At 34.8% G+C, this 23,888-nt stretch carries 24 protein-coding genes and 1 pseudogene; 16 read left to right on the top strand and 9 right to left on the bottom strand.

Translation table 11 applies throughout. The features are described from left to right. The first annotated feature begins 15 nt into the window (after positions 1-15). The 8 genes from B7E05_RS06530 (at position 16) to B7E05_RS06565 (ending at position 8,320) form a co-directional block, all read left to right on the top strand. On the top strand, positions 16-237 hold the full coding sequence (locus B7E05_RS06530) for a hypothetical protein (RefSeq protein WP_080873450.1): 222 nt from the start codon (positions 16-18) through the stop codon (positions 235-237). A gap of 198 nt (positions 238-435) precedes the next feature. Next, positions 436-699 (top strand): hypothetical protein, encoded by a 264-nt coding sequence (locus B7E05_RS06535; RefSeq protein ID WP_080873452.1) that lies wholly within the window; start codon positions 436-438, stop codon positions 697-699. A 91-nt stretch (positions 700-790) separates the two neighbouring features. Beyond that, positions 791-1,291, top strand: a complete 501-nt coding sequence (locus B7E05_RS06540; protein ID WP_080873453.1) for an antirestriction protein ArdA — start codon at positions 791-793, stop codon at positions 1,289-1,291. Positions 1,292-1,350: 59 nt separating this feature from the next. Further along, on the top strand, positions 1,351-1,743 hold the full coding sequence (locus B7E05_RS06545) for a conjugal transfer protein (RefSeq protein WP_080873454.1): 393 nt from the start codon (positions 1,351-1,353) through the stop codon (positions 1,741-1,743). Continuing rightward, complete coding sequence (tcpF, locus tag B7E05_RS06550; protein WP_080873456.1) at positions 1,727-4,174, top strand: conjugal transfer ATPase TcpF; 2,448 nt, start codon at positions 1,727-1,729, stop codon at positions 4,172-4,174. Before B7E05_RS06545 ends, tcpF begins: the two co-directional genes overlap by 17 nt. Positions 4,175-4,179: 5 nt before the next feature. Continuing rightward, the gene (locus B7E05_RS06555) at positions 4,180-6,354 is read left to right on the top strand and encodes a CD3337/EF1877 family mobilome membrane protein (RefSeq protein WP_080873458.1); all 2,175 of its coding nucleotides are present in this window, start codon (positions 4,180-4,182) and stop codon (positions 6,352-6,354) included. Continuing rightward, entirely contained in the window at positions 6,351-7,391 is a 1,041-nt protein-coding gene (locus B7E05_RS06560; RefSeq protein WP_425435088.1) for a bifunctional lytic transglycosylase/C40 family peptidase, read from the top strand. The genes B7E05_RS06555 and B7E05_RS06560 overlap by 4 nt, the downstream gene beginning before the upstream one ends. 17 nt (positions 7,392-7,408) lie before the next feature. Beyond that, a complete protein-coding gene (locus B7E05_RS06565) occupies positions 7,409-8,320 on the top strand; it encodes a conjugal transfer protein (protein ID WP_080873459.1) in 912 nt (303 codons plus the stop codon). A 178-nt stretch (positions 8,321-8,498) separates the two neighbouring features. Here the strand turns inward: B7E05_RS06565 and B7E05_RS06570 are convergent, their stop codons facing one another. Both B7E05_RS06570 and B7E05_RS06575 read right to left on the bottom strand, forming a co-directional pair. Beyond that, positions 8,499-9,086: a zinc metalloprotease gene (locus B7E05_RS06570; RefSeq protein WP_080873460.1), complete on the bottom strand. Its 588-nt coding sequence runs from the start codon at positions 9,084-9,086 to the stop codon at positions 8,499-8,501. A 1-nt stretch (position 9,087) separates the two neighbouring features. Further along, on the bottom strand, positions 9,088-9,717 hold the full coding sequence (locus B7E05_RS06575; RefSeq protein WP_080873461.1) for a hypothetical protein: 630 nt from the start codon (positions 9,715-9,717) through the stop codon (positions 9,088-9,090). A gap of 400 nt (positions 9,718-10,117) precedes the next feature. Between B7E05_RS06575 and B7E05_RS06580 the strand changes: the two genes are divergently transcribed. Further along, positions 10,118-11,128, top strand: a complete 1,011-nt coding sequence (locus B7E05_RS06580; RefSeq protein ID WP_080873462.1) for a DUF3231 family protein — start codon at positions 10,118-10,120, stop codon at positions 11,126-11,128. 452 nt (positions 11,129-11,580) lie between these two features. Then, positions 11,581-12,837: a Y-family DNA polymerase gene (locus B7E05_RS06585; protein WP_218672721.1), complete on the top strand. Its 1,257-nt coding sequence runs from the start codon at positions 11,581-11,583 to the stop codon at positions 12,835-12,837. Positions 12,838-12,864: 27 nt separating this feature from the next. Here the strand turns inward: B7E05_RS06585 and B7E05_RS06590 are convergent, their stop codons facing one another. Next, positions 12,865-14,652, bottom strand: coding sequence for a DNA ligase D (locus tag B7E05_RS06590; RefSeq protein ID WP_342744982.1), 1,788 nt, complete (start codon positions 14,650-14,652; stop codon positions 12,865-12,867). A gap of 89 nt (positions 14,653-14,741) precedes the next feature. Between B7E05_RS06590 and ku the strand changes: the two genes are divergently transcribed. Both ku and B7E05_RS06600 read left to right on the top strand, forming a co-directional pair. Continuing rightward, on the top strand, positions 14,742-15,599 hold the full coding sequence (gene ku / locus B7E05_RS06595) for a non-homologous end joining protein Ku (protein WP_080873463.1): 858 nt from the start codon (positions 14,742-14,744) through the stop codon (positions 15,597-15,599). A gap of 278 nt (positions 15,600-15,877) precedes the next feature. Beyond that, positions 15,878-16,198: a hypothetical protein gene (locus B7E05_RS06600; RefSeq protein WP_080873464.1), complete on the top strand. Its 321-nt coding sequence runs from the start codon at positions 15,878-15,880 to the stop codon at positions 16,196-16,198. 347 nt (positions 16,199-16,545) lie between these two features. On the opposite strand, the gene B7E05_RS06605 is transcribed toward B7E05_RS06600, so the two are convergent. Together B7E05_RS06605 and B7E05_RS06610 are read right to left on the bottom strand one after the other, a co-directional pair. Further along, complete coding sequence (locus B7E05_RS06605) at positions 16,546-16,791, bottom strand: hypothetical protein (protein WP_080873465.1); 246 nt, start codon at positions 16,789-16,791, stop codon at positions 16,546-16,548. Between the two features lie 69 nt (positions 16,792-16,860). Next, on the bottom strand, positions 16,861-17,085 hold the full coding sequence (locus B7E05_RS06610; protein WP_080873466.1) for a hypothetical protein: 225 nt from the start codon (positions 17,083-17,085) through the stop codon (positions 16,861-16,863). Positions 17,086-17,400: 315 nt separating this feature from the next. On the opposite strand from B7E05_RS06610, the gene B7E05_RS06615 reads away from it, so the two are divergent. Then, complete coding sequence (locus B7E05_RS06615) at positions 17,401-17,982, top strand: helix-turn-helix domain-containing protein (RefSeq protein WP_080873467.1); 582 nt, start codon at positions 17,401-17,403, stop codon at positions 17,980-17,982. 189 nt (positions 17,983-18,171) lie between these two features. After that, positions 18,172-19,293 (top strand): annotated as a pseudogene (locus B7E05_RS06620) (IS3 family transposase). Between the two features lie 129 nt (positions 19,294-19,422). Here B7E05_RS06620 and B7E05_RS06625 read toward each other — a convergent pair. From B7E05_RS06625 to B7E05_RS21885, 4 genes are all read right to left on the bottom strand, one after another. After that, positions 19,423-19,668, bottom strand: a complete 246-nt coding sequence (locus tag B7E05_RS06625; RefSeq protein ID WP_080873468.1) for a hypothetical protein — start codon at positions 19,666-19,668, stop codon at positions 19,423-19,425. A 537-nt stretch (positions 19,669-20,205) separates the two neighbouring features. Next, positions 20,206-20,604 (bottom strand): hypothetical protein, encoded by a 399-nt coding sequence (locus B7E05_RS06630; RefSeq protein ID WP_080873469.1) that lies wholly within the window; start codon positions 20,602-20,604, stop codon positions 20,206-20,208. 170 nt (positions 20,605-20,774) lie between these two features. After that, positions 20,775-21,158, bottom strand: a complete 384-nt coding sequence (locus tag B7E05_RS06635; RefSeq protein WP_080873470.1) for a DUF4183 domain-containing protein — start codon at positions 21,156-21,158, stop codon at positions 20,775-20,777. Positions 21,159-21,302: 144 nt separating this feature from the next. Then, complete coding sequence (locus B7E05_RS21885; RefSeq protein WP_179134480.1) at positions 21,303-21,761, bottom strand: DUF4183 domain-containing protein; 459 nt, start codon at positions 21,759-21,761, stop codon at positions 21,303-21,305. Positions 21,762-22,529: 768 nt separating this feature from the next. Between B7E05_RS21885 and B7E05_RS06650 the strand changes: the two genes are divergently transcribed. Next, a complete protein-coding gene (locus B7E05_RS06650) occupies positions 22,530-22,961 on the top strand; it encodes a hypothetical protein (RefSeq protein ID WP_080873472.1) in 432 nt (143 codons plus the stop codon). 313 nt (positions 22,962-23,274) lie between these two features. After that, positions 23,275-23,472 (top strand): cold-shock protein, encoded by a 198-nt coding sequence (locus tag B7E05_RS06655; protein ID WP_040984073.1) that lies wholly within the window; start codon positions 23,275-23,277, stop codon positions 23,470-23,472. Positions 23,473-23,888 lie beyond the last annotated feature (416 nt).

Here is a 23,888-nt window from a genome sequence, read left to right on the forward strand (position 1 = left end):
AAAGGAGAAACGCTTATGAATTTCGGACAGAATTTGTACAACTGGTTTTCAGATAATGCACAATCTCTGGTGTTAATGGCAATTGTGGTGATTGGGATTTATTTAGGATTTAAACGGGAGTTTTCCAAACTAATTGGATTTCTCATTATTGCTTTAGTCGCAGTAGGATTAGTATTTAACGCTGATGGAGTGAAAGATGTGTTGTTAGACCTCTTCAACCGAATCATAGGGGCTTAATCAGACCGTTTTTTTGTTGAAGATAAGTGTTTTTCTTATGTTCTGCAAAAAAATGGTGATCCAAACGGTAGTGCGGAAGGGATTAACAAGCCTATTTCGTGTATCAGTAAATCAAACGTAGGTGCTCTTTTTTTAGTATCTTTTTGAAACAGACATTGCAGTGGCAGCATGTTATTTCTTTTCTTGGAGGTGTACGAATTGAATAAAATTGTAACGGTTGAAAAAAGAGATGAGCTAGATGAAGCGTTACAAGAAGTTGGCATGTCTCTTCAAACAGGAGATGAAATATGCGATAAGGCAATAGAAGAAGCAAATGACATGAATGTGAATGGCTCGGAGCTGATAGTCATTAAACTAGAAGATGACCCGGCGGACTTATCTATGACTGAATTTGAAGTGTTGAATGATGAGGATGACCCAACGAATAAAAAGCTTTCTTTTCAAGCTTTTCATTATTTTTGATAACTCGGCAACGATAGGAGTTTTTAACTCGTAGTAGACAATCTTGTTTACTACTTTTTTTGATCATTTTTATAAAAGGATGTGAACGTTTATGGAAATGCAAGTTTATATAGCGAACCTTGGAAAATATAATGAAGGTGAATTGGTGGGTGCTTGGTTCTCCCCTCCAATTGATATGGAAACTGTGAAAGAAACAATTGGCTTAAATGATGAATATGAGGAATATGCTATCCATGATTTTGAGCTCCCTTTCGATATTGGAGAATATACACCAATCGAAGAAATCAATCGTTTATGCGCTATGGTAGAAGAAATTGAAGGTACGCCTTTATATGATGCTCTTTCAGAAATACAAGGATATTGGTTTGACAGTTTAGAAGAATTACTCGAACATCAGGATGATATTATTTATTATCCAGACTGTGACGACATGGAGGATGTTGCAAGGTATTTGGTTGAAGAAACAGGAATGCTCGGAGAAGTGCCTACTAATTTGCAAAACTATATTGATTATCAAGCATTTGGACGAGACATTGAAATGGATGGCAATTTTCTTGTATCTTCACATGGTATATTTGAATATCCACAATAAACAGTGCAGCAGCTTGTTATTAGGACAAGCTGCTTTCTTTCTAGGAAGGATGATTTCTCTTGAAAAAATTAAAGAGCTACACTCGGATTTGGTCAGTTGAAAAAGTGATATATGCCATTAATGATTTCCGCTTACCTTTTCCAGTCACGTTTAGTCAAATGACGTGGTTTGTGCTTTCCCTCTTGGTAGTCATATTACTTGGAAATCTTCCACCACTCTCATTGATTGATGGAGCCTTGTTAAAATATGTCGGAGTTCCTGTTGGACTGACATGGTTTATGAGTAAGAAAAGTTTTGATGGTAAAAAGCCTTATGGCTTTCTTAAATCAGTTATCACCTACTTTTTCCGCCCCAAAGTAACTTATGGAGGAAAAGCCGTCAAACTTCAAAAGCAAATGATGAATGAAACGATAACTGCGGTAAAGGGTGAAATGTATGGGCTATCCGATTAAATATATTGAAAACAATCTCGTCTTTAACCATGACGGAGAATGCTTTGCATACTTTGAGTTGCTGCCATATAATTATTCTTTTTTGTCTAAAGACGAAAAAATACAGGTGCATGAACATTTTCGACAGTTAGTCGCACAGAATCAAGACGGGAAAATTCATGCATTGCAGATTAGTACGGAAAACAGTATACGTTCTGTACAAGAAAAAAGTAAAGAACAAGTTACTGGAAGATTAAAAGAAGTTGCTTATGAACGAATTGATGATCAAACAGAAGCACTTGTATCCATGATTGGTGAACATCAGGTAGATTATCGTTTCTTTATCGGCTTTAAACTATTGTTGAATGAGGAAGAAGTCAGTGTGAAAGCAATGGGACAATCCATGAAAAATTCTCTTTCTAGCTTCATGCGTGATGTCAATCATCATCTTATGGGAGATTTTGTTTCCATGCCAAATAGTGAAGTCGCTCGATTCTTAAAGATGGAACAGTTATTACAAAATAAAATTTCCAACCGTTTTAATGTCCGACCGTTAACGAAAGACGATATGGGTTATATCATTGAACATCTTCATGGACAATCAGGAATTGCTTTTGATGATTACAACTATCCTCTTACGATTGAAAAAGGCGAAACGGAAACATGGATAAAACAATTTGATTTAATTATGCCAAGTCGTTGTTTAATTACGGAAAATCAGCGTTATTTAAAACTAGAGCAAGAAGAAACAACAACTTATGCAGCCTACTTTACCATTAATTCGATTGTTGGTGACTTAGAGTTTCCATCAGATGAAATCTTTTATTATCAGCAACAACAATTTGATTTTCCGATTGATACCTCTATGCACGTAGAGATAATGACGAATAAAAAAGCACTCACAACGGTACGAAATAAGAAAAAGGAATTAAAAGACTTAGATAATCATGCAACGGAATCCGATAATGAAACAGGAAACAATGTGGTGGAAGCCTTAGACCAAGTGAATGAGTTAGAAGATGTCCTCGATCAAACGAAGGAATCTATGTATAAATTAAGCTATGTCATTCGGGTTTCTGCATCTACATTGGATGAATTGAAACAGCGATGTAATGAAGTCAAAGACTTTTACGATGACTTGAATGTAAAACTCGTTCGCCCATTCGGGGACATGCTAGGTTTACATGGTGAATTTATTCCCGGCAGCAAACATTATATTAATGATTATGTGCAGTATGTAACCTCTGACTTTTTAGCTGGACTTGGGTTTGGTGCAACACAAATGCTGGGTGAAACCGAAGGCATTTATTTTGGTTATAACTTAGACACTGGAAGAAATGTTTATTTGAATCCAAGCCTAGCAAGTCAAGGAGTAAAAGGCTCTGTCACCAACGCTTTAGCATCTGCCTTCTTAGGTTCGCTTGGTGGTGGCAAGTCCTTCTCGAATAACCTACTTGTTTATTATGCAGTCCTTTTTGGCGGTCAGGCATTGGTGGTCGATCCTAAAGGGGAACGTGGAGGCTGGAAAGAAGGTTTACCGGATATTTCCGACGAGATTAATATTGTTAATTTAACAAGTGAAGAAGCCAACCAAGGACTGTTAGATCCGTTTGTTATTATGAAAAACAAAAAGGATTCAGAAAGTCTTGCGATTGATATTCTCACCTTTCTTACTGGTATCTCTAGTCGGGATGGTGACAAGTTCCCTGTTTTACGAAAAGCAATTCGTGCGGTTGGTCAAGAAGAAGATCGAGGGTTAATGCTGGTGATTCACGAATTACGAAGTGACCCTAACCCGTTAGCTTCGACTATTGCGGATCATATTGAAAGTTTTACCGATTATGATTTTGCCCATCTTCTGTTTTCAGATGGAACGGTACAAAATTCTATCAGTTTGGAAAAACAATTAAATATTATCCAAGTAGCAGATTTAGTTCTTCCAGACGCAGAAACAAGCTTTGAAGAATATACGACCATGGAGCTATTGAGTGTCGCCATGCTAATTATCATTTCCACTTTTGCTTTGGATTTTATTCACTCTGACCGCACTATTTTTAAGATTGTAGACCTTGATGAAGCTTGGTCCTTTTTACAAGTAGCACAGGGTAAAACACTCTCTAATAAACTGGTACGAGCTGGTCGTGCTATGAATGCTGGCGTTTATTTTGTAACGCAGAACGCAGGAGATTTAACGGACGAAAAGTTAAAGAATAATATCGGTGTGAAATTTGCCTTTCGTTCCCGGGATATCAATGAAATCAAAAAAACGCTGGATTTTTTCGGTGTCGATTCGGAAGATGAAACCAATCAAAGGCGATTGAAAGAATTAGAAAATGGACAATGCCTCATGCAAGATTTATATGGAAGGGTTGGGATTATACAAGTTCACCCTGTCTTTGAAGATTTATTTGAAGCGTTCGACACTCGCCCACCTGTCATAGAAAGGCAGTGATAAGCATGAACAAATCAAAAAAGAAAAAAATAATGGTCATGGCTGTACTGATTAGTACAGTCATTTTTTTATTGTTTTTATCTTTATTAACGGTCACTAATGCAGCAGGTTTAGTAGATGATACGGTATCAGAAGACAATCTCTATTCCCTCTATCCACTTGATAATTACCAGTTAGATTTTTTCGTAGATTCAAGTTGGGACTGGCTACCTTGGAATTGGGATGACGGCATTGGTAAGCAAGTGATGTATGGTTTATATACGATTACAAATTTTATTTGGATTATTAATTTGTATTTATCTAATGCCACCGGTTATTTAGTCCAGCAGGCTTATTCTTTAGATTTTATTTCTGATACAGCAAATGCTATCGGGAAAAACATGCAAACTTTAGCCGGAATCACGTCAGAAGGTTTTGGAGAAGAAGGGTTTTATGTCGGCTTTTTGCTTCTCTTTATATTAATCATAGGAATTTATGTCGCTTATACGGGGTTAATGAAACAGGAGACAACGAAAGCTGTACGAGCTGTTATCAACTTTGTAGTGGTATTTATTTTATCCGCATCATTTATTGCTTTTGCCCCCACTTATATTACGAAAATTAATGATTTTTCTGCCGATATAAGCGAAGCTGCACTTGATTTAGGAGCAAAAATGTTGATGCCTAACTCCAATAATCAAGGCGATGATAGTGTTGATATGATTCGTAATAATCTATTTTCGATTCAGATTGAACAGCCTTGGATGTTGTTACAATTTGATGATTCCGATAAGGAAGCCATTGGTGAAGAACGTGTAGATACTTTAGTTTCTATTGATCCAGATGCAAGAAACGGAAAAACTCGAGAAAATGCGGTGAAAGCAGAAATTGAAGATGAAGATAATAAAAATTTAACCATTACCAAGACTACCACACGTTTAGGGATGGTCTTCTTTTTATTTCTATTTAATATTGGGATTTCAATCTTTGTCTTTCTGTTATCTGGAATGATGATTTTCTCCCAAGTGCTATTTATCGTTTTTGCGATTTTCCTTCCTATCAGCTTTTTACTATCTATGATTCCCAGCTTTGAAAACATGGGAAAACAAGCGATAATCAAGCTGTTTAATGTCATTATGTTACGGGCTGGAATTACGCTTGTTATCACCGTTGCTTTTAGTATTTCTTCCATGTTGTACAGCTTGACTAGCAGCTATCCATTTTTCTTGATTGCTTTTCTACAAATCGTTACTTTTGCAGGAATCTATATGAAACTTGGCGATATTATGAGTATGTTTCGATTACAGAGCAGCGATAGTCAACAAGTTGGTCGTCATGTTATGCGCCGCCCAAAACAAATGGCGTATCGCAGCAGCCGGAGATTACAACGTTCTATCGGGCGTACTTTAACAGGCGCAACAGCTGGAGCGACTGTCGGAACACTTTTAGGAAAGGCTGGAAAGGGTAAAAATTCTGTTTCTCCTAGAAATTCGTTTCAAAAGCTTTCTCCAAATCGAACAATTAGGAATGGTCGCAAAAACAGTGAATCTCAATCTTTCAGTCAAAAACTTGGTCAATCTACAGGCAAAGTAATAGATACCAAAAATCGTGTGCGTGCGAATATCCAACACCGCAAGCAACAAGTCCAGGATTTACCGACAACAGCAAAATATGCTGTGGCGCAAGGAAGGGAAAATCTTAAACGACCAGGCAAAGACTTTAAAAAGGGATTTTCCAAAGCTAAAGAAAATCGGCTGCGGGAAAATACGAAACGTAGCAGTAAACATCGACAAACGATTGCCGAAAAACGACAAGCCTTAGATAAAAATCAAAAAAGAACAGCTTTTAATACAATGAATCCAACACCGAAGCAGCCTGCTTCTCCTTCAAACGCAGTGAAACAAAGGACGAAAGAAAATGAAAGAAAAATTCCTGAAAACCATAAGAGAAAACAAACAGCCATACCAAAAGAAACACTTCAAACGTTACGAAATCCAAAGAGAAAAGCGAATCAACCTTACAAAACAGCTACCAAAGAAAATCAAAGTAAAAATGTAAGATCGAATCGAATTTCAAAGCAACCACAAAAATCAAAAGAAAAGCCACAGGTGACAAAACGCCCTGTTCTCCCTAGAAAACGGACCAAAATGCAGCACAGACCGCCACGTCAGAGACAAACGGTTAGGAAGAAACGTTTATGATTTTTTTACGAATGAAAATCATGTTGATTGTTGGTGGAATAGGCTTATTGGCTTTTCTTGGTTTACTAGCTTTTGTGGCTATATTTATTTCCGATGAAGACGGAGACTTTGATACTTCTACGGAGATTGGTTCATCTGGGGAATTAAGTAATACCGAATTAACAGAGGATGTATTGGCTCATCAAGAAACTGTGGAAAAATACGCTGAGGAATATGATATAAGTGATTATGTTCCTGTCTTGCTCGCAATTATTGCAGTAGAGAGTGGCGGAACTGCGGAAGATGTTATGCAGAGTAGCGAATCACTCGGATTATCTCCCAATTCGATAGATACAGAAGCATCCATTGAACAGGGAACAAAATACCTTGCGGAGCTATTGCAATCAGCAGAAGAAAAAGATGTCGATGATTCAACCGTCCTTCAAGCATATAACTACGGGGGCGGTTTTATTGATTATGTGGCAGAGAACGGAAAATCGTATAGCTTTGAATTAGCGGAAAGTTTTGCAAAGGAGCAATCGGGAGGAACGAAAGTTAGCTATCCTAATCCAATTGCAGAGGAAAAAAACGGTGGATGGCGTTATCAATTTGGCAATATGTTTTATGTCGATTTATTAGAACCATATCTTCAAGAATCAAATGAAACGTCATCTTTTGGAGATGAAACTTTTCAGCAAGTAATGGAGGAAGCCTTAAAATATGAAGGTTTTCCATATGTTTTTGGCGGTGATAATCCAGATACTTCTTTTGATTGTAGCGGTTTGATGCGTTGGGTATATCAAAAAGCAGGAATTAACCTTCCTCGAACTGCACAAGAACAATATGACGTAACAGAATCTATTTCTTTATCGGAAGCTGAACCGGGTGATTTAGTTTTCTTCCATTCCACATACTCTACTGCAAATTATGTGACGCACGTTGGAATCTACGTTGGCGATAATCAGATGTATCAAGCTGGTGATCCGATTGGTTATGCGGATTTAACAACAGATTATTGGCAAGAACATCTAATTGGCGCTGGACGTATTAATAATTAAAGAAAGGACAGGATAGCATGAAACTTCCTTTTAATAAAAAAGATAAAGAAGTAAAACCAAAGAAAGAACCAGAGAGAAAGATAAAAACCATAGGGAAACGAAAAAAATCAGTCATTTTTTTATGGATACTACTTGTTAGCAGCTTGGCTTTTGGAATCTATAAAAACTTTACTGCCATCGATCAGCACACAATTCATGAAGTGGAAAAGGTAGAAACAAGCATCATAGATACGAATGCCATTGAAAACTTCACCAAACAATTTGTGCGAGATTACTATACTTGGGAAAATGAATCAGAGAAATTAGAAGAACGAAAAGACAAGCTTCAAAGGTACTTGACAGAGGAATTGCAAGTTTTAAATGAGGATACGATTCGAGATGATATTCCAACCATTTCCACTGTTGAGAATATCAATATATGGTCCGTTACCGAAGAAGAAGATAATACTTTTTCAGTTGTATATTCTGTGCGGCAAAAAATAACAGAAGAAAAAGAAACCACATTTACAAGCTCGACCTATCGTATCTTGCTTCATCAAGATGAACAAGAAAATCTAGTTATTACGCAAAATCCAACAATGTGGACCCAGCCTGAAAAGTCTAATTTTTCACCAGATCAGGTGGAAAGTGATGGGTCAGTTGAAGCTGCTACCGAAGAAGAAATCAATGAGTTTTTAGAGACCTTTTTCTCTTCCTATCCAACGGCTACGGAACAAGAGCTTGCTTATTATGTAAAAGGTAACGTATTACCGCCCATCGAAAAAGAGTATGTATTTTCTGAGCTGATTAATCCGGTTTATCAAGCACAAGATAATCAGGTTAAAGCATGGGTTACGGTGAAATATTTAGACCAGGGAACAAAAGCAATGCAACTTTCACAGTATGAACTTACCTTAGAGAAAGATTCAAACTGGATAATTGTAGAGTAAACTATTTAATCACTGTTGAGAATTCTTAAGTATAAATATTTTTTATTCTTGAGTTTTATTGTTTTATAACATTATCTAGTATCGGTTAAATAACTTTATTGAATCAAAAAATAAAAGTACCTCTTGTCTAGAATTTTTCAATTAAGAGGTACTTTTATTCAAGTAGATATATAATTTTTTATTGTACAGCTTCTCTAGCTCCTGCAATATCGGATGAAGTAGGTGAAGTAACAGTTCTCGAGGAATATCCATACATTAGTTTATTTGAATTACTATTTTCATATAAATCAGCTAAACCAATAGTGTGCCCCATTTCATGAGCTGCTGTTCCATTATTTTGTGAAGCACTTCTATCATTCATTACGTAAGTGTTGTAACTAATTTCCCACCTATCCTTATGGCTTGTGCTTGAATTGTACCAGCTTCTAGTAGTAGCAACCACATCTTCATCTGGTCCTCCATGTGATGTTACTAAATTATCTGAAGAAACTGCTTGTGTAATATTTGTAACTCCAGTATCATTCCATCTATTAACACCTACATTTGTATATCCTGCATACGCTGTATCTAGCGCAGGATCTAATCGATAAGTGTAACTACTAGTTCCTGCATGTCCTGGATTACTGCAATTCACTATCCATCCCGTACTTTCCGAACCACTATTACAATTAGCTCCAGAATGAGCGCTTGCAGTATATTCAACAAAAGCTAATGAAAATAGTGTGATTATAACAGCAATACCAATTGAGAAGCACTTTTTAAACATTTTAGTTACCTCCTTCTAAATTGTTTAACAAGTTAATAAGCTTCTGTTTATCCAAAACCTGTTCATCTGTTGCCATTTTCAATTCCTCTGTGGATGTATTAAGTTCATTCACATTGTCTGATTCTGCATCTCTCAATTCTGGTATGGAATTAACTAATTTTACAACGGTATCATCATCAAGTACTTGAAAGAATCCAGTTTCTTCTCCTATTATCCAGTAATCTGAGTTACTTTCACTAGTTTCATTTAAAAAGAAAATATACTCTTCTCCAGGTTCAAAAAATTCATTATTATTAATAGACCATTCACTATCTCCAAGTTGTTTAATAGTCACTGTCTCGTTAATCGGCTCACCTTCAATAGATTCTGTTACATCAACACGAAACACAGTATAAGGTACTGGTTCTATGCTAACTTCCTCTACCTTTTCTAAAATAGTTACTTGAGCAATTAAATCTGCATCTTCTGTAGCGTTCTCCAAATTAAAAGGTATAATCTCAGCATCGATACCTCCTGGCACTATTTCATCTGTATCATCTGATTCAGAAACATTAGGATTGCTGGTCTCATCTTGTTGGTTGCAAGCAACTAATAAGAATAAAACAGTGAAAAATAATACTAATTTTCTCATCGACCATCTTCCTTTCTTGTAATTTAATGTTTAGAGTATCGGTACAGAACTAACAAAGTATTATAGATTGGAAGTTTCAATTTTAATTTTTTTCATTAAAACACTCCCAATAATATATACTTACATATTAGCATGAAATTCATCAGTATTTCCCCTAAAAATTCCCTAAAAAATTCATTGCGGTATCCCGAAAAATGACAATATTTATTATTTTCTATAGTCAGTAAATATGTACTAATCTTAGGTTCATATATGTTACTTGTCAGCACACATTATTTTAAACCAAGCAATTTAAGTAGTTATGATGTTCACAGATAATAATAATAAACCTCTGTATATTTTACGTTTAATTACATAGAGTAACTAACCAAATAGTTATTGAAAAACGGAGGATTTAATTATGGACCAAGAAAAACAAATAAGGTTGACTTCTGGTGAAATAACACAGCTTTGGATGCAGTACATAGAGGATAGTGCTAGCGTATGCACACTAGGCTATTTTTTAGAAAAGGCTGAAGATGCAGAGGTTAAACCTGTAATAGAACACGCTTTGCAATTATCAAAAACACATGTAAAAAAAATTACGGCAATACTTAATGAGGAAAAATATGTGCTTCCTCATGGTTTTAAAAAAGAAGAAGATGTTGATTTTACTGCACCAAGATTATATTCCGACAGTTTTGCATTAATATATATACATCAAATGGCTTCTTTAGGGACTGAATCATATGCATCTAGCTTGTCCTTTGCTGTAAGGTCAGATATTACTGCCCATTATAAAGAATGCTTAATAGAAACAACGGTATTACTCGAGATGACAAAAGATTTATTGTTATCAAAGGGCTTATATGTCAGAGCGCCATACTTGCCTAATCTTGAAGAAGTTGACTTTGTAGAAAAGCAAGGTTTTATATGGGACATTTTAGGTGAAAAAAGACCATTAACAGGATCAGAAATAGGTCACCTTTATGCTAATATTCAAAGAAACGCTTTAGGAGCAGCTTTATTAACTGGATATAGTCAAGTTGCTAAGTCAAAGGAAACTACAAAATTTATACTAAGATGTATAGAAGTAGCTAAAAAGCATATTACATTGTTTAGCGAAAAATTAAAGGAAAGTAGTCTGCCCGCACCGATGACATGGGATACAGAGATGACGACAAGTACTACATATACGTTTTCTGATAAAATGATGATGTTTCAAACAGCTGCTTTGATTTCGACAAGTATTGGCTTTTATGGTGTAGGTATTGCTCAAAGTCCTAGGGCAGATTTGGGTTTAATGTATAACAGATTATCCGTTGAGGTACAGAAACTTTCAGAAGATGGAGCTAATATCATGATTAAAAATAAATGGTTAGAACAGCCTCCTATGGCTCCAAATCGTAAAGATTTAGCAAAAGATAATTAAAGATAAGGTAATAAATAACAATATCAGACACGTTTAAAAATCTAATTAATAGCTATTACAAAACAAATGATCTATTTTCCATAATGTACTAATTTAATTTTATCACTCAAACTTGATTGGGAGCGCCTTCGATATAGTTAATAACTACATCGGCTGCTCCTTCTTTTATTTTATCCACCTCCTTGTTTCCCGGGTTTTCAAAATCAAACATTAGACAATCTTCATCGTATTAATGAGGATATCTAATATAAAGGTACATTAACAAGAAAATATAGACTAATGCAGTATTTGTATTAAAAGCATGAAATAATTGGATAAATAAAAAAGCATTTCTTCTATTGAATATAAGAACGTTTATTCGTATAATATATACAAACATATATTCGTAAGGAGAGTTTGCTGTGGATGATATTTTGATGATTGATTATAGAAACGAGCCAAGGCGAGATATTATGTGTATAGATGCGAAGTCATTCTTTGCAAGTGTTGAGGCTGTCGAAACAAATCAAAATCCTTTAACAGCCCGGATTGCGGTTGTATCCAAACCAGATAATCAAGGTGGTTTGGTTTTAGCCTCGTCCCCTCTGGTAAAAAAAGAGTATGGAGTTAAAACGGGAACAAGGGTTTACGAGATCCCGCGTAATGCAAATATAGAAATTGTTGAACCTCGTATGGCATTGTATTTAAAAAAAAATTTAGAAATACTACGCATTTTTAAACGCTACGTTGCCAATGAAGATTTGTTAGTTTATTCTATCGATGAATCATTTCTTGATGTCACTAAAACACATAAGCTTTTCGGTAGTACTCACGATATAGCGAAGAGAATACAGAATGATGTATGGAGAGAACTTGGGTTAGTATTGACTGTTGGTATCGGCGATAATCCCCTTCTAGCCAAGTTAGCACTTGATCACCAAGCGAAACATGATGAAACAAACGGTTTTATTGGCGAATGGCGATATGAAGATGTTCCAGATACAGTTTGGAAAATAAGACCCTTGACCGATTTTTGGGGTATAGGGGGAAAGACGGAAGCAAAGTTAAATCGAATGGGCATTCGCAGTATCGAGGACCTATCACAATTTAATTTAAGGAAACTAAAAAATAATTTGGGTGTGATTGGGGAACAGCTTTTTTTTCATGCGCATGGAATAGATCGCACACTACTATCAGAGGTTTATAAACCTAAAAGTACATCATTTTCCAGAAATCAGATTTTAAACAGAGATTACAAAGATATGCACGATATTGAAGTTGTCATTAGAGAGATGACAGACGAAAATGTAGCTAGGTTAAGAAAAAATTATCTGATGACTAGCGTTTTGAAATTGTCCATTGGATATTCTCGAGATGTAGTACAATCCGGTTTTAGTCAACAGATGAAAATTGTCCCGACCGATTCATCAAAAAATTTGAAAGAATATATGGTATATATCTTTTATAAGCATTACCAGGAAAATACACCTGTAAGAGTTGTTAACGTAACATTTGGTGGTCTAAAGCATAAACAATCATTGCAACTTAATTTATTCGAGCCGGCGGAAGAGACAATCCGAAATGAAGAATTAGACAAGACTATAGACTTTATACGACGTAAATTCGGATATACTTCTCTGCTACATGCTTCTAGCTTACTTGATGGTGGCATGGCTAGATTTCGCGCTAAACTAGTCGGTGGTCATAGAGCTGGGAATGATGTTAAATAATAATATAGCCCCCAAGCATGAGGGCTTTTAATCTTTAACCATTTTCAACACCTTATCTAGTTTTTGTTTTCTACCCGTTTCGAAATATCCAGCAAATGGGCATCCTATTTCACGAACGCGTTCTATTGTGTTCGCGATTGTGAATGCGGTTGGTTTTAAATCTTCATTCACCTCGTACCAATATAGAGGTGTTGAAACAGTGCCTTCTTCTGTCATCCTTGGTGAGTATGGAGAAACCAATGTTTTATCTTGACCATGTTGCACATAATCTATATACAATCTTCCGTTTCGATTTTTTTTCAAACGTTCGGTAGTAAAATCATTTGGATATGCTCTTTCCAAAGTTTTAGCTACTGCCTCTGTAAAAATCCCTGCCTCATCGTAAGTCATGCTCCCCTCTTTTATAGGGATATATACTTGCATTCCTTTATTTCCAGACGTTTTTACAAAAGAAACAAGGTTTAAATCATCTAACATTTGCTTCAATAATTTTGCTGCTTTTACTGCCAAAGCAAAAAGATTTCTATCAGGTGGATCCAAATCAAATACAATTTCTAACGGAGTAACTTGCCCAATTCGTTGAAAAGGCACATGATATTCAATTGAACCATGGTTTGCTAACCAAACTAAACTTTCTAACTGATTGCATACAATTAAATCTTCAATAGTATCAGATGACAAAAAGTCTGGTGCGTAGTCTGGAAGACTTTTTTGAAAAAACGATTCCTCCTCTATTCCGTCTGGGCATCGGATGACTGTTAAAGCACGTTGTTTCAAAAATGGCAGCATCCAAGGTGATATTTCTCTAATATAAACCAAAAGGTCTTTCTTTTTAAAAACATCCGGCCATAAGTATTTATCAGTATTTGATACTTCAATCGGCAACTGTGCCATGTCTAACTGTAATTTATCTAGCGTGCATTCTGTATATGAAATATTGGGGTTAATACTTTTAAAATTAGGTTCTCTTAATTCACTACCGTATAAATCTAATGTATTGATTATGCTGGTTATAGCTGGTGGTAGATGATAACTGCCCTTAACTAATTTCCCTTGCTTCTTAAAAAGCTTTTGCACCGTTTCCGCTGATTCCTTCAGCAATCCATGTTTGCATGTTCCAACACTTATTAAATTATCATCCTCAAGAACATCAACAGCAAAATAACCGTTACTGGGGTTATACTCTGTTAAGATACATTGAATCTCTCTCCAGTTTTTAATCTTAAACCAATCATGATGATTCTTTCCCTTTTGATACGTGCTGTTTACTTTCTTTGCTACAACTCCTTCGCTTTTAGATTCAGAAACAATCTTTTGGATTTCTTCAATAGATGTAAATGTTTCTACATATTTTAAAACCTCATTATCAGGGATTGGCTCTAAAAGTTGGTAAAGAATTTCTTTTCGTAAAGATAAATTATTTTGAGTAAGTTTCTTCTCTCTTATTTCTGTAATATCGAACACCATCAACGTTGCCGGTCTAGCAGCCGACTGTTTTTCAATCCTATCAATACTTTTCATTCTTCCCCGTACTTGGATTAAAGCAAAATTAGCTTGGTAGCAATGGTTTAAAATGACCAGTTCTCCATCTATCTTTAGCGGTAATTTGCTTTTGAAGTAATTGTAATTATCATTGCACCAATTAATAATCTCGGGGAATTTATTGGAGATATCATGGTTATTTTTACTGGTCAAAGTAACCTGTTTATTAGTCCAGTTTAATTCACATCGGAACCCATCATACTTAACCTCGTACACCCATTCATCGCCTTCTGGCATATCTGATCTTTCAATTGGTTTCATCCATTCCACCACTTATATCACCTCTTTTAAATAGGATGCCTCAAATCTTTGTATAAAAAACATACAAGTCAGCAAAATAAATCAAAAAGGAGTGTCGGAAAATGCACACGATGTGGAAAGGAACCATTAGTTTTGGTCTGGTCAATATACCAGTCAAAATGCATGCTGCAACTGAAAATAAAGATATTAAACTGCGCAACCTTCATAAGAAATGCAAGACACCCATAAAGTATGAAAAGACTTGCCCGAATTGCGATGAAGATGTGAAAAATGAGGATATCGTAAAGGCATATGAATATGCCAGCAACAAATTTGTAGTGTTGGATGATGAAGAATTAGAAGCCCTTAAAAAAGAACAAGAAGATAAAGCTGTAGAAATTGTTGATTTTGTTCAACTGGAAGAAATAGATCCGGTGTATTTTGAAAAAAGCTATTACTTATCACCTAATGAGGGTGGTTCAAAAGCCTATGCACTATTGAGAGAGGCATTAACGGATACTGGTAAAATTGGTATTGCTAAAATGATGATACGCTCTAAAGAGCAACTTGCCGTAATAAGAGTGTATAAAGATGCTATAGTGGTTGAGACAATCCATTATCCTGATGAGGTTCGGGCGGTTGGGGATGTTCCTAATGTACCTAGTCAAGAATCTGTTGGCAAAAAAGAACTGGATACGGCTAAAATGTTGATTGAGCAACTCACTACTGAATTTGAACCAGAAAAATATAAGGATGATTATAGAACAGCACTCATGGAACTGATTGAGGCTAAAAAGAATAATGAAGAAGTTGAAATTGGCGGAGAAACTAAAGCGAAGCCGGATAATGTGGTTAATTTAATGGATGCGTTGCAAGAATCGTTAGATAGAGCTAAGAGTGATAAACCAAAAACGACGAAGCCTAAAAAGAAAACAACTACTAAAAAGACAACAACGAAGAAAAAGAAAGCTACTTCATAGGACGACAGTGCTTAAGAATTGAAGTTTTAAATAAACGAAACATCTTTATTGTCATTTAACACACGAGAGCCGTATTATTTCATTTAAAAATTCGACTGTTTAAAAAATATAAGTTGAATTTAAATTTTATATCGGTATTAATTCACAGCCACTATAATTGTCTTCATATCGGTGTAGAATCTTTCATTCAACTTATATAGTTATTTTCTCTTTATTCTTGTATAAGCATTGGAGATAGGTACGCAGAAATCACGAAATTTATTACAGTAGGTGTCTATATGGTACTGATTGCGGCAATCAACTTTATTATAAGCTGGGTAGCATTCTTATTTTTTTCTGATAAAAAGAAATTCTCTGTATATGTTCTTACTTGCTACGTAGTCATTATTTTAGCATTGATTACAGATTTATTGATGTTTGTTTATCCTTTATGGGATTATCCAGGAACAAAAGCAGAAACATTTTGTATTCAATTACTAAACGCATTTGGTTTATATTTTGTTGTAAACTATTTTTTTCTCCAGTTACTACCAAAAAAAAACGGTCTTATCGGTGACTCTCTATATTTTTTATTGGTCTATTTTTGTCATTATACTTGAGCTATTTTATTTGTATATTGGCTTTATTGAACATGGCTTATGGTGGAGTATAAGCTTCTCCTATGTAGCTGATTGGGTTTTATTTACTTTTTTCTTTCTCCATCATCAATGGATATCGAGACATTTTATATGTTTCGACGAGGTTCATCCGTATAATCCATCGTAAAATATTTTTTCATCATACCCTCTCCTGATACGAACTTAAGTTTGTATATTAATTTATAGGAATATACGTTCTGTTGGTTAAGCTGATGAATGTACATGGTATTTCCCTAAAACAAAAAAAAACTAAATTAATTCGTTTAGAATTATTTAGTGTTTAATAAATTATAATTAGTATTAAATTTTTATTGGTCCTGTTCATCAAATACAAGGTATTCTAAGCGAATAATATCGTCCATGATACTTTCCTGTTCATAATTTAATAATCTTATTAATCTTATTAGTTCTGAAAAGGCATCCTCTTTTGCGTATAGTTTGTCTGACATCAAGTTATAGGTAAGATTAAGCAGTATTTCTTCCATTTCCGTAAGATACAATTTTCGGCTTAATTGGTCTATCAATAGCTCCTCCGGTGGTTTTTCCGGTATCATTTCACCCCTCCTTTAATAAAAGTCAAAGATGGAAAGAAAATAATCATAAAAAGTATATATAATTTTCAACTATTTTTCCTCTAACTTTTCGTCATTTACTGTGTCAATAATAGTTTGCTTTCTTTTTCTTATTTGCTTTTTAGCTTTGTCAAAAGTTACATCATCTATAATTTTACTATCATCTTCATAAACATTTTCAGATACTTTTTTTAAAGGGATTAATCTAGTAAAATCATTGTCATTTTTAATCCTCATGTTGATACGTTTCTTAGAATGGCGTTCATTCATACTCATGTACTCACTCCTTTCTATAAAGAATAGTTAGTACTATTCATGTTATAATTAGTGATAAGTGAATAAATATTAAGATATGAAATAAAGTGATAATTTTAATGCCAAAAAAGCTTGCTTGTTATCACAATAATTAACCCTGTGATATTAATATAATTGAATATTTTTGGTGAAAAATGAACATATTAATACTTAAAGGATTAATATTAGCTTGTGAAGCGATTATAATCCTTGTGAGTTTAATTGTCAACTGAATATCTTATATTTTTTATATTAAATGATACCCAAGGAATTAATTACGAATTGAGGTGTATTGAGGTGGACTTAAAATCCATAGGTAATAACATTAGAATAATAAGAAAACTAAAGGGTTTTACCCAGCAAGAATTAGGAGACAAAGTAGGGATCACTTTGCAAAGTTTATCTAAAATTGAAAGAGGTATTAATTATCCAACGTTCCAAAATTTGGAAAAAATAATTCAAATATTAGATGTAACACCAAACGAATTGTTCGCAAAAGAATTTAAAATGCGTGGAAGTGTGGAAAATGAAATTATTAAATTTATGGAAAAAGAAAGAACATGGAATCTTGAATTGAAACAAGAAAAATATGAAAGTAATTTATCAAAAGAATCATGGAATAATCATGAATTAAATGAGTTAAGAAAATACATAAAAGAATATATTGATTCAGACGAGCGAAAGCCAGAACAGCTTCATTCAATTAAAAGTGCTGTTTATGGGTTAAAATTATCTGATCTGATAAAAAAATATGATGATTATTTGAGTTTTGATTTATTTGGTGAAAAATATAGAAATAAGGATAAAAGTGTGAACCCCTATGTAACAAAAGATTCCGATACATTTAATACTAATAATGAATCTGATATAAATGAATAGACGTGTTTCTTTTTTAACTGTTGACTAATCCTAACTCATTTTGTAACAATTAAAACAAGATGAAATATACTTATAAGTATAAAATGCGAACAAAATTGATTGTTGTTAACTCCTCGACCAGTTTTTGTTCGCTTTTTATAATGGACCCAAGAATCTAGACACGAAAAAAGGAGATGTTAAGGTAGGTATATGAAACGAAAAAGATATACATCCGCATTCAAATCACAAATCGTGTTAGAAATCTTAAAGGAAGAAAAGTCCATGAGTCAGATAGCATCGGAACATGGAATCCATGTGAATCAGCTTCATAAATGGAAAACACAGTTTCTGCAAGAGATGCCTCAAATCTTTGAAAAGCAAAACAAAGACTTAGAAAAAATGAGAGCCGAACATGAAGAACAAGTAGAAAACTTGTATGCAGAAGTCGGAAAATTAACCACGCAATTGTCGTGGCTCAAAAAAAAAATCTGGCATCTACCATGACTAAAAAAGAACGCATGGAATTGGTGGAGTGGCAAGATTCGGATCTGTCTATCTCAGAACAGGCTAAATTGCTTGGAATCAATCGCTCCAGTCTTTATTATAAGCCTGTATTGCCATCTGCCGAGGAAGTTGCCATAAAACATCGTATTGATGAGATTTATACCAAATTTCTGTTCTTCGGTTCACGCAGAATTACCCAGTTATTGAATCAAGAAGGGGTGAATATTAATCGGAAAAGGGTACAGCGTCATATGCGTGAAATGGGCATTCAAGCCATCTATCCAGGTCCGAATTTGAGTAGACGGAACCTGCAGCATCGTATTTATCCTTATTTATTGAAAGGAGTGAATATTACCCGCCCGAATCAAGTTTGGAGTATTGATATAACTTATGTTCGCCTGCATCATAGCTGGATGTATTTAACAGCGATTATTGATTGGTACTCCCGCTATATTATTAGCTGGGAATTGGATCAGACACTGGAAATGAATTTTGTCCTAAATGCTGTCCAACGTGCATTCACGGTGGGTACACCTGACATATTTAATAGTGATCAAGGCAGCCATTTCACAAGCTCAAAATATATTCATCTTTTAAAGGAACAACCATCCATACAAATCAGTATGGACGCCAAGGGACGGGCATTGGACAATATCATGATTGAACGCTTTTGGAGAAGCCTGAAATATGAAGAAGTCTACTTAAAAGACTTATGAGATGCCAAGAGAAGTCAGAAGCAATATAAGCCATTACATGGATTTTTATAATCATGAACGTCCGCATCAATCATTGGATTATCAAACACCGGCTTCGATTTATTTTCATTAGATAATCATTATCCCATCTTGAGCGATTATCTTTCCTGTGCCAGAGACTGTCAAGGGAAAGACCGCCCTTGACAGTCTCTGGCACAGGAAAACCTGGTCATTAAGATGGGATAAAGATGAAATAATGGTTTCACCTTATTTTTATAAAATTGGTGTCTTGACAATGGGGGTCCACTTTATTATTTGCAATAGACTTATCATAAAAGATACTTTTGATAAGCATTTTACCATTTTCATTGATATCTTCGTGTGTAATAATATTTTCCAAGTTACCTAAAGATGAGAAAAATGGGGTGGAAGCACCTGCCCCAAGCAAAAATGTAATATTTTTTTCTAGAAGAACTGTTGTTAATAACTCAGTTATTTTTCTATTCATAATATATCTCCTTCCATCATTTTCATGTATATTATCTAACAAACATAATTAATATACAACATAAGAAGAGGAAGGAGCAAAATGGGAAAATGAATTTATTTCGAATAGGCAAAATTGTTAACCTAACTAATTAATAAAAATTGAATATTGGAGTTAAGAAACAAATAATTAGAAAACAAATCTAATTAGGTACAATTGCACTTTTATTGCACTTTTTATTTTTTTTAATACATTTTATAAGCTTTGATAGTATCCCAAACGCCTTGATATTACAGCATTTTCGTTTATATGCTATACTCTTAAAACAGAGTGGGAATAGTTATAGTGAGCCGAAACTACTTTGATGGCAAGGCTTTCGGCTCTTTACTTTATTTTCATTGACTCGAATCTATTTGCAATTTAGGCATATAAAACAAGCGTATTATCATGTATATGCTATTTTGTTTGGAAAGAATATGTTACAAATTGTGTTTGGGCAATCATTATTGATACTCGAACAAGTACAATTATTGATACTTTTCCATTCGAAGGTCTATTTTAATTATGAAAACTACCCAAAATCATAAAATCCACAACAATCCCACTCATTGGATTTTCCGAACCCAATACACTTATGCCTAGAACGGTTACACCACTAATATTTGTAACATTGGCCGAAACATATTTTCCAGTAATGTTCTTCTCACGCATTTGCACTCTTGGTCTTGCATTTATCGTAGCATTTGTTGAATATACGCTGGATACCGCATAATCAATCGTATTTAATAATGGATTTCCATCTGCTAATCCATTGTCAGTGAAATAAAGTGTAGCTATCCCATTTGCATTTGACGTAGCCTGTCCATAAACCATTCGTTTTGCTTTTTGCGGGTTTTGCTCTCCTGCCTTAAATAGTTGAATAGCTGTCGGACCCAATGTAAAGAATTCAATACTCATAACTCTCCCCCTTGTTATTCTTAAAAAGAAATGAAAAGTATCACAGTATCATGTTATTCAAACTTCCAAAAACGTGTGGTCATTAAATAGATTTTTTCTTATATGAGGCGTTTATGGTGACAATAGATGCCCTGCCAGTATCTGGCGGGCACAAAGGGAGTACTTATATTCTAGGTGTCAAATATCCCTGAGGATGTTGCTGTGAAATTAACAACTTGCAGGATAACGGTTTGGTTTGCTGGAATAGATCCTCCGCCAGCGGGAACAGCAATGTCTAATGAACCAGTCCCTGCAGCACCTGGTGTATATGTTGATAAGCCTTGCATTTGCTCAACACCGTTAATTTCCACAGTGAAATAACTATTATCTTCTGCAAGTTCTGGAAGTGTCGTTACCTCTTCACCATCATCCCCCAGGAAACTTGCAGCATCAATAGATAATGTGCTTCCTGCTGCCGTATCTTCTGTTGTAATGTAAAAGAATTTTGCAGACTCAGGATTAACATCTGTGTCAATGGTGCCGCTAATAGCGATTTTCATTAACTGAAGTGCCATGTGCATTTTCACCTCCATTTTCTATCAACCACATTGTATTCTATGAAGGGGAGTTGGAAATGCTTGGTCAGACGAATTAGTTCGTATTGGAAGTTAACAAAATGTCCCATTAAAAAGGCATATTTACCAAATAGAAAAGTAATATTATCCTTTAACCGTGACAAACAGAAGAATAATGGGGGCATCCTTTGGAGGAAGGTCACTGGATTCTAAGTGAAGAATACCTTCTTCGACATTGTAAATGGATGGGGGCTGCAACAAGCCATTGACAAATAAATGAAGCGTTGAAACATTGTCCGGATCAAGGATATCACTGCTTCCATATTGCTTTAATGCATCCTTGTTCGTATAAACCTTTTTCCCTTCTTCGGCAAGGGTAAGGTATTGGACAGTCTCCACTCCTATGGGGGTTGGTGTATATTCAGGGGATATATTGACTGTAATAGATGGATTAAATATAGGATGAAATGTATTTGTATTGGATGTGCGATTTTCATTTCCCTCATGAATCCTTTTGCGTTCTTTATTGCAATGATGGCACTGGCAATTTGGATAGGGGTCCTTGCCACGCAGCTTTTTACTATAATAATAGCTTTCATTCAACGGTATTTCCCCTCCCTCCTAAATGAAATTTTGATGTGCTTTTCTATATCTTATTTAAAAGGAAGGTGATTTGACTGTGCAGCTGGCTGTATTTGGCAAGTGAAAAATGAATGTCACTTGCCGTCCCGAGTTATTGCTGTATGAATGATTCCTTATAATGGTAACTTTCGCCGTTAAAATGGAGAAGAATGAAAGGAATTAATGGAAACGGATAAAGAGATAGAAATAGGGTGAGGAAGCCGAAATCATTTATCGCAGTGTAATTGGCTGGGACTGCGATTACTCGTCCCATCGAAGGGCTTTTGTAAAACTCCCACTTCAAGAATAGCGGAAACTCGAAAATTCTAAGTGGGAGATCGAACAGCCAGTAACGGCCCGATTCGTTCAACTACCATTCAGTGGAGGATGAAGAAAAACCCCCACTGAATGAAGTTTCACTTTATGAAATTGACGACATTGAAGTGTATGGCGATTTCTATGATGGAGAACGAGGGGTTAATTATAATATTTTATTGAATGAAGGAGTGGATTGGGAAGATATTATTAACTGGGGACGGTTGTCATTCCAGAAACATAGTCATATATTAGTGATGAACCAATTAGAAAATATGAAGACATGGGCTATCGGAATATGCCACTTGATTATAATTATATCATGGGATATTAACCTATTGGATTTGAAGATGAATTGGAGTTATGATCATTAGAAAACGTGTATTTGTGGTATAATAGTACTGAAATGAATATTAACGGAAAGAGGTGGTTCCTATGAAATATATCACTAAATTGCATGCATTAAATCTTAAGTGTAATCTAAATACAAGTGGTGACTGGCACTGGGGAGATATTCAATGGGAATCACCTGTTATGAAAGACACGAATAATAGTTTCTTTGGTGATTATGGCATTGAATATAATAAAAAGATCCCTTATCATAAAGAAACTTTTACTGCGGCAAATCATATAAGAGCTTTATTAGATATGTTAGAAGAAAATGATTTCAACTTAGCTGAAGGCATGAGAAATGAATATATTGACAATGAAGAATTGACTAAGGAAGTTTTTCATAAAGTATATTCTATGCATGTCCTTGCAAATTGGAATGGAATTTATAATTTTATGTTGAACGAATATAAATTAGATTGGTATTTCTTTGTAAAGGAGAAGATGAAACGTGAGCAACGAATGGGTACAAAGTGAACAAGATGATCACTTAAAAGTTATAGAAGATTAAACTATAACGAAAAAAATTTAACAAATGAGTATATATTACATTTATGATTATGTTACTTAAAAGAATGCATTATATTGAACAAGAAAACCGTCTTTCAAATATATATATAGAAGGGTATCTTTTTTGAATGGCATGTGTTATACTACAAATAACTTAATTGTTCGTGCTAGCAATACAGGATTTATGTCATAACTTCACAATGTATATCATCGTCTTGAATTATTATCAGAACAACCAAAGTAATAAATGTGTGCACTATGCACAATGGAGGAATTTCATATGAACACAGGTTCAGTAAAATGGTTTAACGCAGACAAAGGATTTGGATTTATCGAAGTTGAAGGCGGAGACGATGTATTCGTACACTTCTCAGCAATTCAAGGCGAAGGATTCAAAACTTTAGAAGAAGGTCAAGCAGTTACTTTCGACATCGAAGAAGGTAGTCGTGGACCACAAGCAGCTAACGTTGTTAAATAATTATTTATAATGGATAAAAAGTCTTTCTGTCACAGAAAGGCTTTTTATTTTTGTCGTATAAATAGAAGATAATTCGAATTTTCTTAGTATATTAGGTGTAAGCATTGAAGAAAAGATAGCTCAGCAGTTGTTTCTTTAATGTACTAGCTATAACGGGCAGGCTGTTTTAATCAGCTAAACGGCTAGGCTTAAATGAACTTGTAAGTAGGGTTTTATAGTCTTTTTAACAGTAAGTGTTCTAGAGGAAATCATTGACTTTGAACGTAAGGTTTTTTCATTAATGTCTTAATGAGGAATTCATACTATCAATGTGGAAACCGAATGGAGTATATTATTTGAGGACAAATGGTGGAAAGATGAGTCAAATATATAATCTCACACATAAATTGTACCGCCATCTTCATTTGTAGATAGCG

The sequence above is a fragment of the Oceanobacillus timonensis genome (assembly GCF_900166635.1).
Lineage (GTDB): Bacteria > Bacillota > Bacilli > Bacillales > Amphibacillaceae > Oceanobacillus > Oceanobacillus timonensis.